At 70.1% G+C, this 12,770-nt stretch carries 11 protein-coding genes; 4 read left to right on the top strand and 7 right to left on the bottom strand.

Annotation, left to right across the window (positions count from 1 at the left end):
* Entirely contained in the window at nt 1–549 is a 549-nt protein-coding gene (locus AVP41_RS04260; protein WP_067161179.1) for a type 1 glutamine amidotransferase domain-containing protein, read from the bottom strand.
* 294 nt (nt 550–843) lie between these two features.
* Here AVP41_RS04260 and AVP41_RS04255 point away from each other — a divergent pair, with 294 nt between their 5' ends.
* Nucleotides 844–1,047 (top strand): cold-shock protein, encoded by a 204-nt coding sequence (locus AVP41_RS04255; protein ID WP_067161176.1) that lies wholly within the window; start codon nt 844–846, stop codon nt 1,045–1,047.
* 161 nt (nt 1,048–1,208) lie between these two features.
* Entirely contained in the window at nt 1,209–2,315 is a 1,107-nt protein-coding gene (locus AVP41_RS04250; protein WP_067161173.1) for a fatty acid desaturase family protein, read from the top strand.
* A gap of 167 nt (nt 2,316–2,482) precedes the next feature.
* On the opposite strand, the gene AVP41_RS04245 is transcribed toward AVP41_RS04250, so the two are convergent.
* Nucleotides 2,483–3,988, bottom strand: coding sequence for an MDR family MFS transporter (locus AVP41_RS04245; protein ID WP_067161170.1), 1,506 nt, complete (start codon nt 3,986–3,988; stop codon nt 2,483–2,485).
* A 131-nt stretch (nt 3,989–4,119) separates the two neighbouring features.
* Between AVP41_RS04245 and AVP41_RS04240 the strand changes: the two genes are divergently transcribed.
* Both AVP41_RS04240 and AVP41_RS04235 read left to right on the top strand, forming a co-directional pair.
* Nucleotides 4,120–4,758: a DUF1345 domain-containing protein gene (locus AVP41_RS04240; RefSeq protein ID WP_067161167.1), complete on the top strand. Its 639-nt coding sequence runs from the start codon at nt 4,120–4,122 to the stop codon at nt 4,756–4,758.
* A gap of 40 nt (nt 4,759–4,798) precedes the next feature.
* Nucleotides 4,799–6,727 (top strand): ABC transporter ATP-binding protein, encoded by a 1,929-nt coding sequence (locus tag AVP41_RS04235; RefSeq protein WP_067161164.1) that lies wholly within the window; start codon nt 4,799–4,801, stop codon nt 6,725–6,727.
* 16 nt (nt 6,728–6,743) lie between these two features.
* On the opposite strand, the gene AVP41_RS04230 is transcribed toward AVP41_RS04235, so the two are convergent.
* The 5 genes from AVP41_RS04230 to nadA are packed head-to-tail and all read right to left on the bottom strand — an operon-like array spanning nt 6,744 to nt 12,757.
* Entirely contained in the window at nt 6,744–7,700 is a 957-nt protein-coding gene (locus AVP41_RS04230; protein WP_067161161.1) for a glycosyltransferase family 2 protein, read from the bottom strand.
* The gene (locus AVP41_RS04225; RefSeq protein WP_067161158.1) at nt 7,697–8,881 is read right to left on the bottom strand and encodes a cysteine desulfurase family protein; all 1,185 of its coding nucleotides are present in this window, start codon (nt 8,879–8,881) and stop codon (nt 7,697–7,699) included. The genes AVP41_RS04230 and AVP41_RS04225 overlap by 4 nt, the downstream gene beginning before the upstream one ends.
* A 2-nt stretch (nt 8,882–8,883) precedes the next feature.
* Nucleotides 8,884–9,765, bottom strand: coding sequence for a carboxylating nicotinate-nucleotide diphosphorylase (nadC, locus tag AVP41_RS04220; RefSeq protein ID WP_067161155.1), 882 nt, complete (start codon nt 9,763–9,765; stop codon nt 8,884–8,886).
* Complete coding sequence (gene nadB, locus AVP41_RS04215) at nt 9,765–11,447, bottom strand: L-aspartate oxidase (protein ID WP_067161152.1); 1,683 nt, start codon at nt 11,445–11,447, stop codon at nt 9,765–9,767. Before nadB ends, nadC begins: the two co-directional genes overlap by 1 nt.
* Complete coding sequence (gene nadA / locus AVP41_RS04210; RefSeq protein WP_067161150.1) at nt 11,444–12,757, bottom strand: quinolinate synthase NadA; 1,314 nt, start codon at nt 12,755–12,757, stop codon at nt 11,444–11,446. The genes nadB and nadA overlap by 4 nt, the downstream gene beginning before the upstream one ends.
* Nucleotides 12,758–12,770 lie beyond the last annotated feature (13 nt).

Raw genomic sequence — 12,770 nt, 5'->3', positions numbered from 1 at the left:
TCATGCGGTCTGACCCGAGTGCGCGCCCTCGTCGATCTCTTCGACCACCTTGGCGTTGAAGGCGGGAAGGTCATCGGGCGTGCGGCTGGAGACCAGTCCCTCGTCGACGACGACCTCCTCGTCCACCCAGGTGGCGCCGGCGTTGCGCAGATCGGTCTTCAAGCTCGGGTAGCTCGTGAGCGTCCGCCCCGATAGCACGTCCGCCTCGGCGAGGATCCATGCCGCATGGCAGATCGCCCCGACCGGCTTGTGCTGCTCGAAGAAGTCGCGGGTGAAGTCGACTGCCGCCGCGTCGAGCCGCAGGTGGTCGGCGTTGACGACGCCGCCGGGAAGCACGAGCGCGTCGAAGTCGCTCGCCCGGGCGCCGTCCGTCGTCAGATCGACGGACTGGGCGTATCCGTTCTTCCCGGAGATGCTGCCGCTGGACGGGGCGACGAGCACGGCCTCCGCTCCAGCGGACGTCACCGCCTCCCACGGGGATGTGAGCTCGCTGTCTTCGAAGCCGTCGGTCGCGAGGAAGGCGACCTTCTTTCCGCTGAGATGAGTCATGACGGCAGGCTAGGTCGGGCCCCCGACATGAAAGAGGGGGTTGACAACATACGCACAGGCACTGACGCGGCGGCGGGCGACCGTGTTAGGCTCAGTCGTCCTGACCGGCCGATTCGTCCCCGATCCTCTGCTCTTCCGATGCAGACGGGTTGATGATGGTTTGCTCCGGTGTCCTCTGATTCCGACACGCGATCCGCTCGCCTGTCCTCCACACCACCACATACGTCCGAGTCGGAACCTTCGGCTCGGCACCCCGGTCGCTTCGGCGGCCCGAACAACAGAAGGAAAGACACGATGGCCACTGGCACCGTGAAATGGTTCAACTCCGAGAAGGGCTACGGCTTCATCGCTCCCGATGACGGCTCCGCCGACCTGTTCGCTCACTTCAGCGCGATCGCCGGCGAAGGCTTCAAGGAACTCCGCGAAGACCAGAAGGTCGAGTTCGACGCCGAGCGTGGCCCCAAGGGCATGCAGGCAGCGAACATTCGCGCGCTCTGAGACTTCCCGTCAGCCGGGCTCCGTACTGCACGGGGCCCGGCTTTCGTGTGCCCGGGCACATGCCGATGCGGCCATGTGGGCAGGCGTACGGTGGGGCATAGCGATCGGCGCCCGCCTTTGGCTCTCCGGCCTCCGGGTCCCGATCTCCAGCAGGTGATTCCATCTCCACTTCCGCTCTCGCCCCTCGCCTCGGCCCGCTTCGCCAGACCTACGCCGGGACGGACGAGTTCCCGCCCCTTACCCGCGCCTACACCGAGGTGGCGCAGGTCGTGCGAGAGACGGGGCTGCTGCGGCGGACGCCCTGGTTCTATGCGCTGGTCGGCACCGCGATCGCCGTGGCGTTCGCGGGCTGCATCACGGGCTTCGTCCTGCTGGGGGACAGCTGGTTCCAGTTGCTCATTGCCGCGGCGCTCGGAATCCTGTTCACGCAGGTGGCCTTCCTCGCGCATGAGGCCGCGCACCGCCAGATCCTCGCGTCGGGTCCCGCCAACGACCGGCTCGCGCGCCTGCTCGGAAACGGCGTCGTCGGCATGAGCTACTCATGGTGGTCGACGAAGCACACGCGTCACCACGCCAATCCCAACCGCGTCGGGAAGGATCCGGACATCGAGGTGGACACCATCTCGTTCCTGCAGGAGGACGCGGCCCGGGCGCGAGGTGTGCAGCGCCTCGTCACGCGGCATCAGGGATGGCTGTTCTTCCCGCTCCTGACGCTGGAGGGTCTCAACCTCCACGCTCTCGCGTTCCGACACTTGCTGGGTCGGGCCCCCGTCAAGGGCCGTTTCATCGAACTCGGGCTGCTCGTCGTCCGCTTCCTCGTGTTCGTCGCCCCCGTCTTCGTCTTCCTGCCGCTCGGCCTGGCCTTCGCCTTCGTGGGGGTGCAACTGGCCGTGTTCGGCGTGTACATGGGGGCGTCGTTCGCACCGAACCACAAAGGCATGGCGGTGATCGCGCCGGATGCTCGGCTCGACTTCTTCAGCAAGCAGGTGCGGACCTCGCGTAATGTCGGCGGCGGCTGGTGGGCGACGTGGCTGATGGGCGGTCTCAACTACCAGATCGAGCACCACCTCTTCCCCAACATGCCGCGCCCCGCGCTCTCCCGGGCGCGCGAGATCGTCATCGAGCAGTGTCGTGCGTATGACGTGCCGTACACCGAGACCACGCTCTGGCGCTCGTACGCGATCGTGATCGACTACCTCAACCGGGTGGGGCTTGGCGCACGCGACCCGTTCGACTGCCCGATGGCTGCGACGTATCGCCGCGCCTGATCCGCACCACGGTCGTAGGATAGGGGGCATGGCCACGTCGAACCTCCCGACCCCGCAGCTTCAGCCCGTTCCCGATGACAAGAACCTGATCGAGGTTCTGTCCGACGGCGGATCGTGTTGCGGCGGCGGCACCTGCGGCGTCTGATCTCCGCCCCGCGACCCCGTTCTCAGTGACTGGGGGCGAGCTCGCCGGCCCCAGTGTCGGCCGGCTTGCGGATCAGGAACGCGCCGATCAGCAGCGGCAGCGACACGATCGCGGCGAGCAGGAACGCCGAGTGGGCCCCCTGCGCCTCAGTCGTCTGAGCATCGACGCCGGCCTCTGCCGCTGTGGCGGCCACCGATGACATCACGGTGATCATGACGGCGATGCCTGCCGCCCCGGCGACCTGCTGCACGGTACCGAGCACGGCGGAGCCGTAGCTGTAGAAGCGGGGCTCGAGCGACCCCAACGACGCCGTGAAAAGCGGGGTGAAGGACAGTGCGAGCCCGAGGGACAGCACGGTCTGGGCGGCGGCGATGAACCAGAACGGCGTGGTCGCCGTGAACGTCATCGCGAACGTCCACAGTACGCCCGCCGCGATGACCGCGCCGGGAACGAGCAGGATTCGGGTTCCGCGTGCGTCGTAGATGCGGCCGATCACCGGGCCCGCCAAGCCCATCAGCAGCGATCCCGGCAGAACCGCGAGCCCCGTCTCGAGCGCGCTGTGCCCGAGGGCGCGCTGCATGTAGAGCGGCAGCACGGTGATCGTGCCGAAGAAGGCGAGGGAGAGCAGCGCCATCTGGCCGATCGCGAGACTGAAGTTGCGATCCCGGAACACGCGCAGATCCAGCAGGGCGTCGTCGGCGCGCTGCAGGATGACTTGCCGCCACAGGAAGAGGCCCAGCGCGACCGCACCGACTGCGAAAGCCACGACGAGAGAGACGCTCGACATGTTCTGGGCGGCCGCATCGGCGGCTGCGTTCTCGGTCGATCCGTGCGACGCCGCGCCGCCGATCTGGCTGAGTCCGTAGACGATCCCGCCGAACCCGAAGGCGGACAGGACCACCGACAGGAGGTCGATCGGAGCCCTCGTGGTCTCACCGAGGTTGCGGATCCAGCGCGCTCCCACCGAAAGCGAGACGAGTGCGATCGGCAGCACGACCGCGAAGATCCACCGCCAACCGAGTTCGAGCAGGAAACCCGAGAGGGTGGGCCCGATCGCCGGGGCGAGCGACATCACGATCGAGACGCGACCCATCATCCGCCCGCGCGAATGAGGCGGGACGATGGTCATGAGCGTTGTCATGAGCAGCGGCATCATGATCGCGGTGCCCATCGCCTGCACGACGCGAGCCACGAGCAGGACGGGGAACCCGGGCGCGAGGAGGGCGATCAGGGTGCCGAGCGAGAAGAGGCTCATCGCGGTGATGAACACCTGACGGGTCGTGAAGCGGCGCAGCAGGAAGCCCGTGATCGGGATGACGACGGCCATCGTGAGCATGAAGGCCGTCGTGAGCCACTGCGCCGAGACCGCCGTGATACCGAGGTCGTCGATGAGGTGCGGGATGGCGACGCCCATGGTCGTCTCGTTGAGGATCGCCACGAACGCCGCGCCGAGCAGGAGCCAGACGATGCGGTTTTCGGCCGGACCGAGCAAGGGCGGGGCCGAACGGCGGGTCGTCGCAGACGTCATGGAACTCCTCGGGCGATGGCGGCAGAAAAACGCGGAACGCCCGTGACAGCCCGAGCGCCTGAACGAGACTAACCCGCACCGCCGACACGTTATTCCCCGATCCGGCGCTTTCCCGTGGAACGATGGGCCGCATGAGCCGTTTCCACCCCCGCCGAGCGGCCGTCCGCGAAGCGGCGGCCGTCGCTGTGGGCGTCGTGATCGGTCTGATGGTGGCGCCGTCGCTCGGTCTCGCCGCGGCGCTCCTGGCGGGCTGGGCTGCTCTCGCGCTGGTCGACGTCGTCTGGGTGGTGGCGGTCATCTGGCCGATGAACGCGTCCGAGACCCGCACGCACGCGCAGATCGAGGATCCCGGCCGCCGTGTCGCTCGTCTCGTGGCCGTCGTGGGCAGCGTCGCCAGTCTCGGGGCGGTCGTGGTGGTGCTGCTGCAGACACACGGTGCTGCTCCCGCGACCTCCTTCGCCTTGGCGGGGATCGCGGTCGTGGCCGTCGCCGCGTCATGGGCCCTCATCCAGGTCGACTACCTGCTCCGGTACGCCCGCATCTATTACGGCCGTCCGGGCGGCGGGATCGACTTCAACCAGGAGGAGCCTCCCGCGTACACCGACTTCGCCTACTTCTCGCTCGGCCTGGGGATGACGTATCAGGTGGCGGACACCAACGTCACCCGCGGCGAGATCCGGCGGATCGTCATCGCCCAGACGCTGCTCGCCTACCTCTTCGGCGCGGTGATCCTCGCGACCGTCATCAATCTCGTCACCTCGCTCGGCTGACCCCGAGGTCACAGGACCGCTCTAGAGTGAGCGGGTGAGCATGGGCGGCGGGTTCGGTGGCCGCGGCGGATTCCGCGGCGTCGACGAGGAAGCGCAGCGACGGAGCAACGCCGACGCACCCCACATCGACGGTCTCGGGCGGCGCGTGGTGGCCCTCTTCCGTCCCTACCGCGGGCGGATCGTCCTCACCGGGGTCCTGGTGGTGCTCGGTGCGGGGATCGCGGTGGTCCCTCCCGTGATCGTGCAACGGATCTTCGACGACGCGCTCTTCCCCGTGACCGGCTCGGCGCCCGACCTGCGGCTCCTGAGCGTGCTCGTGTCCGTCATGGTCGGACTCTTCCTCCTCACGGCGGCACTCGGCGTCCTTCAGACCTGGCTCACCGCCACGGTCGGCAACGCGGTCACCGGCGACCTGCGCGTGAAGCTCTTCGAGCACCTGCAGGCGATGGAGCTCGGGTTCTTCACGCGCACCAAGACCGGCGTCATCCAGTCGCGCCTCCAGAACGATGTCGGAGGGGTCTCGGGTGTGCTGACCAACACCGTCACGAGCATCCTGGGCAACGCCGTGACGGTGATCTCCGCGCTCGTGGCGATGATCATCATCGATGCGCGCCTGACGGCGATCGCGGTGGTCATGATGCCGGTGCTCGTGTTCGTGCAACGTCGCGTCGGCCAGGTGCGCGCCCGTATCGCCGGGCAGACCCAGGAGTCGCTGTCCGAGCTGACCTCCATCACGCAGGAGACGCTCTCGGTCTCGGGGATCTTGTTGTCGAAGGCGTTCAACCGGCAACGCACGGAGTCGGCGCGCTTCCAGGAGGAGAACGTCAACCAGATTCGGCTGCAGGTGCGCCGGGCGATGAGCGGGCAGGGCTTCTTCGCCGTCGTCCAGGTGCTGATGGCCTCGGTTCCCGCCGTCATCTACCTCGTGTCCGGCTGGCTCATCGCGGGCGGCGCCGGAGCGATCACGGCGGGCACGGTCGTGGCCTTCACGACGGTCCAAGCCCGGCTCCTCCAGCCGCTCATGGGTCTCATGCGGGTGGCTCTCGACCTCCAGACCTCGCGGGCGCTGTTCGCCCGCATCTTCGAGTACCTCGACCTGCGGCCGGCGATCGTGGACGCCCCCGGCGCGGCGGACGTCGCCTCGGCGCCGGGGCCGATCGGGAGGATCGAGTTCCGCGACGTCGTCTTCCGCTATCCCGATGCCGGCCCGGATTCCCGTCCCACTCTCGATGGGGTGAGCTTCGTCGCCGAACCCGGCCAGCACGTCGCTTTCGTGGGTCCGTCCGGGGCGGGCAAGACGACGGTCATCTATCTGGCGCCGCGACTGTACGAGGCCAGTGGCGGGTCGGTGCTGTTCGCCGGAGCCGACGTGCGCACACTTCGGCAGGAGTCGATCATCGATCACATCGGGATCGTCTCGCAGGAGACCTACCTCTTCCACGCGACGATCGCCGAGAACCTCCGCTACGCCAAGCCCGACGCGACGGCGGCAGAGCTGGAGGCGGCGTGCGCGGCGGCGAACATCCATCACGTCATCCGTGGCTTCGCCCAGGGCTACGACACCGTCGTGGGGGAGCGCGGCTATCGCCTCTCGGGAGGGGAGAAGCAGCGGATCGCGATCGCGCGGGTGCTCTTGAAAGACCCGCCCATCCTGCTGCTCGACGAGGCGACCTCGGCATTGGACACGGTGTCGGAGCGGGTCGTGCAGGAAGCGCTCGACAACGTCGCCCGCGGGCGGACGACGCTCTCGATCGCCCATCGACTGTCGACGGTAGTCGGGGCAGACGTCATCCACGTGATCGACGGGGGCCGGATCGTGGAGACCGGGACGCACGGGCAGCTGCTGGCGAAGGGCGGACTGTATGCGGAGCTTGCGAGGGAGCAGACGGCGGCGGCGCGGATCGAGGGACTGGAGTCTCAGAGAGCACCGGAGCTCGAATCCGGTCCGGAGAAGCACGGCACGCGGTGAGCGCGGTGGGCGGAGATCACCACAGGCTGGCGGCGTCGAGCAGTCCCTTCGTCTCGGGGTTGATCGCGAGGGCGTCCGCGTCGGCGCGCGAGGTGAGCTCCCGCACGAAGTCGCCGACGATGCGCCGATAGACCGCGTCGTCGTGGGTGCTCGCGATCCGAACGAGCGGCGGAGTGTCCATCTCCAGGATCAGCCGTACCCGCTCGGTCGCAGCGGTGCGCTGCGAGGCGGCATCGAGCACCGCGATCCCGTCGCGCATCGCGGCGACATAGTCGGCGAGCACGTCTACCGCGTCCTTGTGCTGGGTGATGGACGATCCGTCGGCGCGCTCGCGCCAGCGGACGACGACATCGGGGATCACGTCGATGGCGCGGGCCAGCGTGTACATCCGCTGGGCGACCACCTGATCTTCGTACATCCGCCCTTCGGGGAACCGCAGATCGTGCCGGCGCCAGAACTCGATCCGGCTGATCTTCGACCACGCGACGATGTTCCCCGAGACGGCGGGATGGTCCCGCAGCGTGGTTCCGCGGCGCGCGGGCGAGGTCGAGGCGGCGACCCAGGGCTGCACGGGGCCTTCGACGTAGCCGTCCACGCCGGGGCGCAGGCGCACGTACGCGCCCACCGCGAGATCGCTCCCCGATTCGGAGATGGTCGTGACGAGTCGCTCCAACGCCTGCGGCGTGTACTCGTCGTCGGCGTCGAGGAAGGTCACGAACGGCGTCTCCACGCGGTCCAGCGCCGCATTACGTGCCGCGCCGAGGCCCCGCGGCACGTCGTGACGGATGAGCTCGAACCGGGGGTCGGCGGCGGCCTCCTGGAAGATCCGCGTGGTCTCGTCGGTCGAGCCGTCGTCGACGAGGATCGCGCGCCACTGCGTGGAGGTCTGGTTCCGCAGCGACTCCAGAGCGTCCGGCGCATAGGCCGCGACGTCTCGACCGGGGACGATGACCGTGATGGCGGGAGTGCTCACCCGCCCGATCGTACCGCCGCCACCGCATCGGCGACGGCGTCGGCGACCGGCTCGAGGTCCAGATCGGGCCCGTGTCCGAGCGTGAAGCGCACGGAGGTCTGCGCCACCTCGGGGGCGATTCCGCAGGCCAGCAACACGTGTGACGGCTCGTCGCTTCCCGCCGCGCACGCCGAACCGCTCGACGAGACGACGCCCCGACGTTCCAGTTCGAGCAGCACGGACTCGCCCGAGACCCCCGCGAACGTGAAGCTCGCGGTGCCGGGGAGCCGGTGTACCGGATCTCCGGTCAGGCGCGCCTGCGGGACGAGCGCGAGAACGCGCGCCGAGAAGGCGTCGCGACGGCGGGCGACCCGCGCCGCGAGCGCCTCGCGCTCCGCCTCCGCGCGCTCGAGCGCCACGGCGAAGCCGACCGCCGCCGCGACGTTCTCGGTGCCGCTGCGACGATCGCGTTCCTGCCCCCCGCCGTGGAGCAGCGGCTCCAGCGGCAGGCGGCCGCGCACGGCGAGCACTCCGCTGCCGGGAGCGGCGCCGATCTTGTGTCCGGCGATGGAGAGGGCATCGGCGCCCGTCGACCGCAGCGGCAGCCAGCCGGCGGCCTGGACCGCGTCGAGGTGCAGGGGGGTGCGCGCAGCCGTGCACACCTCGGCGATGCGGGAGACGTCCTGAATCGTGCCGATCTCGTTGTTGGCGTATCCGAGCGTCACGAGCGCCGTGTCGGGCCGGATCGCTGCGGCGAGGTCATTGGGGTCGACCCGGCCGGTCGAAGACACCGGTAGGCGCGTCACGGTGAAGCCGTGAAAGCGCTCCAGGTATTCGCAGGACGCGAGGACCGATTCGTGCTCGATCGGGGTTGTGACGATGTGCACCGCCGGAATCGCCGCGTGCGCCCGGCGATCGGCGGGTGAGTCCCGCTCGGCGCGGGCGGCAGCGGCACCCAGGGCGAGTCCCTTGATCGCGAGGTTGTTGGCCTCGGTGCCTCCCGAGGTGAAGACGATGTCGCCGGCGCGCACCCCCAGCACCGCCGCGACGCGTCGACGGGCGTCGGACAGCGCGTCGGCCGCAGCCTCGCCGACGGTGTGGTGGCTGGACGGATTGCCGAAACGCTCGCTGAGGTACGGGAGCATCGCCTCGCGTACCTCGGCGCGCACCGGGGTCGTGGCGGCGTGATCGAGATAGAGCATGCTCAGGCCCCCGCGATCTCCACCCGCACGTCGAGACCGAGATCCACCGCGCGGGCGGAATGCGTGAGCGCGCCGACCGAGATGACATCGACGCCGGTCTCGGCGATGGCGCGGACGGTCTCCAGGGACACGCCGCCGGACGCCTCCACGGTCACCCGTCCTCCGATCCGCTCGACTCCCGCGCGCAGCTCGTCGAGGGTGAAGTTGTCGAGCATGATCGTGCCGACGCCGGCTGCCAGGACGGCGTCGATCTGGTCCAGGCGATCGACCTCCACCTCGACGTGCGTCGTATGGGGCAGGCGGGCGATGGCCGCCTGCAGCGCTTGGGTCACTGCGGCCCCCGGCGTCGTCGTGGGCGCCAGCGCGCTGAGGACCGCGAGGTGGTTGTCCTTGGCCATGACCGCGTCGGAGAGCGAGAAGCGGTGATTGTGGCCCCCGCCGCACCGGACGGCGTGCCGCTCGAGGGCTCGCAGTCCGGGCGTGGTCTTGCGGGTGTCCGCGATCCGCGCGCCGGTGTGGGCGACCTCGGCGACGTAGCGTGCGGTGAGCGTCGCGATGCCGCTCATCCGCTGCGCGAAGTTCAAGCCGACCCGCTCGGCCGTCAGCACACTCCGGGCGGGGCCCGAGACGGTCGCCAGGACCTGCCCGGGCACCATCCGGCCGCCGTCCGGGGTGTGCACCTCGATCCCGATCCGCGGGTCGGTGAGCCGGAAGGCGGCGGCGAAGACGTCGCCTCCGCTGAAGACGCCGCCTTCTCGCGCGACGAGGACGGCCGTCGCGCGTGCGTCGGCCGGAAGCAGGTACTCGCCGGTGAGATCGCCCCAGGGAGCGTCCTCCTCCAGGGCCGCGGTCACGACGCGGTCGATGTGGGCGGGGGGCAGCATCAGGCGGTCACCTTTCCGGAGAGCGGGGCGTGGCCGTGTCGAAGGCCGGGTATCGGGTGACGCGGTGACTCGGTGTCGTCCCTGCGGAAGTGCGCGCCGACCGAGCGCGTTCGCGCCCGCGCCGCCGCGACGATCTCGCGCGCGACGAGCAGGAGATTGGCATCCTCATGGTCGCGGAGGTTCTGCGGCGCGGGAAGCGCCCGCTCCCACCGATCGATGACGGCCGCGGCGTGGCGCAGCCCTGCATCGTCTCGGACGAGGCCGACGTGCGCCCACATCAGTTCCTGCAGGCCGTGACGCGTGAAGCCGTCCGCGTCGAGACCGAGCGGAGCCGCCGGGAGCTCCGCATCGCGGGGCGGGACCGGGAGGTCGACGGGCCAGGGCTCGCCCGCGCGGGCGCCGAGCGTGTCGGCCGCGATGCGCTCGCCCGCGCGGGCCCCGAACACGGCCCCCTCCAGCAGCGAGTTCGAGGCGAGGCGGTTGGCGCCGTGCACACCGGTGCGGGCGACCTCGCCGACGGCGTACAGGCCCGGGACGCCGGTGCGCCCCCAGAGGTCGGTCTCCACCCCGCCCATCGCGTAGTGGGCGGCAGGAGTGACGGGGATCGGTGTGCGCGACCAGTCGAGGCCGCGCGCGCGCACCGCGGCGTCGATCGTCGGGAAGCGTTCGGCGAGGAAACGAGACGTCGTCTCATCGTCGGAGCGCAGCCCCGTGGCGTCCAGCAGCACGGGGGTTCCGTCCTGTCGTCGCATCTGGGCGGCGATCGCGCGGGCGACGATGTCACGCGGAGCGAGTTCCGCGTCGGGATGGATGTCCGGCATGAAGCGCCGACCTTCGCGGTCGCGCAGAACGGCGCCCTCCCCGCGAACGGCCTCGGAGACGAGGAAGGCTTCGCCGACGCCGGCCTCCGCGCGGCAGGTGGGAAGCACCGTCGGATGGAACTGGACGAACTCGAGGTCGCGCACTCGGGCTCCGGCGCGCCGGGCGATCGCGATGCCGTCGCCGGTGGCGATGCGCGGGTTCGTCGTATGGGCGTACAACTCGCCCACGCCGCCGGTGGCGAGCACGAGCGCGTCGCAGCCGATCGTGCCGGGCGCATCGCTCGTGGACCGTCGGCCCTCGCGGCCCGGTCTTTCCTGCAGGACGGTGACGCCCGTGACACGGCCACCGTCGATGACGGCGTCCACGACGAGTGTGTGCTCGAGGATCGCGACGCCGCTCTGCCGCACGCGGGCGACGAGGGCCGCCTCGATGACGGCGCCGGTCGCATCGCCTCCCGCATGGAGCACCCGCGGTGCGGAGTGCGCGGCTTCGAGACCCCGCCGCAAGACTCCCTCCGGAGACCGATCGAAGGCGACCCCGAGCGCGATCAGCTCGCGCACGCGTCCCGGCCCCTCCGACGTCAGCACCGCGACCGCGTCCGGGTCGCACAGCCCCGCACCCGCGACGAGCGTGTCCTGCGCGTGCGACTCCACCTGGTCGTCCTCGAACATCACGGCGGCGATCCCGCCCTGGGCGTAGCGGGTGTTTGCTTCTTCCCGCGCGTTCTTGGTCACGAGCGTCACGCGGCAGCCCTTATCGGCGGCGTGGAGCGCTGCGGTGAGCCCGGCGATGCCGGAGCCGGCGACGACGACGTGTGCGGGCTCGTCCGCACACGACCGCGCAGCGACGGGGTGGGTCACGGCTGGGCCGCCAGCATGCGTTCCAGGGCGACGCGGGCGGGCTCGGCGACGTCGCCGGGAACCGTGATGCGGTTGCGCACCTCACCGGCGACGAGGCCCTCCAGCACCCAGGCGAGGTAGCCCGGATGGATGCGGTACATCGTCGAGCACGGGCACACGACGGGGTCGAGACAGAAGATCTCGTGCTGGGGGTACTGCGCGGCCAGGCGCTGGACGAGGTTGATCTCCGTCCCGATCGCGAACGTCGTGGGCTCGGTCGCGGCGGCGATGGCCTTCCGGATGTAGTCGGTGGAGCCGGCCTCATCGGCGGCGTCGACCACGTCCATCGGGCATTCCGGGTGCACGATGACACGGACTCCGGGGTGCTCTCGCCGCGCCTGGGTGATCTGGTCCACCGTGAAGCGTCGGTGGACGGAGCAGAAGCCGTGCCAGAGGATGACGCGCGCGTCCTGCACCTGCGTCGCCGTGGAACCGCCGAGGGGGCGCCGCGGGTTCCACATCGGCATCTCCTCGAGCCTCACGCCCATCGCCTTGGCGGTGTTGCGTCCGAGGTGCTGATCGGGAAAGAACAGCACGCGCCGACCACGGGCGAACGCCCATTCCAGCACGGTGCGGGCATTCGAGGAGGTGCAGACGATCCCGCCGTGGCGCCCGACGAAACCCTTGATGGCGGCGGAGGAGTTCATGTAGGTCACCGGGATCACGGGAAGGAGCCCGTCCTCGTCGGGGGTGTCGAGGTCGCCGAGCACGTCGGCCAGCTGTTCCCAGCACTCCTCGACCTGATCGATGTCTGCCATGTCGGCCATCGAGCATCCGGCGGCGAGATTCGGCAGGATCACCGCCTGATCGGCGCCGGAGAGGAGGTCGGCCGTCTCGGCCATGAAGTGGACCCCGCAGAAGACGATCGCCTCGGCCTCGGGGTGGGCCTTGGCCGCGCGGGCGAGCTGGAACGAGTCGCCGACGTAGTCGGCATGCACCACGACCTCCTCGCGCTGGTAGAAGTGGCCGAGCACCACGACCCGGTCGCCGAGCGTCTCTTTCGCCCGTCGGATGCGGTCGGCGAGTTCGGCTTCGTCGGCCGTGCGGTATTCCTCGGGGAGCGCCCCCTGGCGCGGTGCGCCCGCGGGGATGACGTCGCCCATGGACGATCCCGGACCGTACCCGGGACGGGTGTCGAAGGTCCAGGGAGCGGCGGCCAGGTCGGTGTTGCAGGTCTCGGCCACGAGCTCTCCGGCCACGATCGCCTGGATCTCGTGGTCGACGCTCGGGTCGAGCGGTCGGGGCTGGAGGGTCAGGGCGGTGGCGGCCATGGGGTTCCTTCGA

The sequence above is a fragment of the Microbacterium sp. TNHR37B genome, assembly GCF_001620065.1.
Lineage (GTDB): Bacteria > Actinomycetota > Actinomycetes > Actinomycetales > Microbacteriaceae > Microbacterium.
This window is presented reverse-complemented; position numbering and strand designations above follow the sequence as displayed.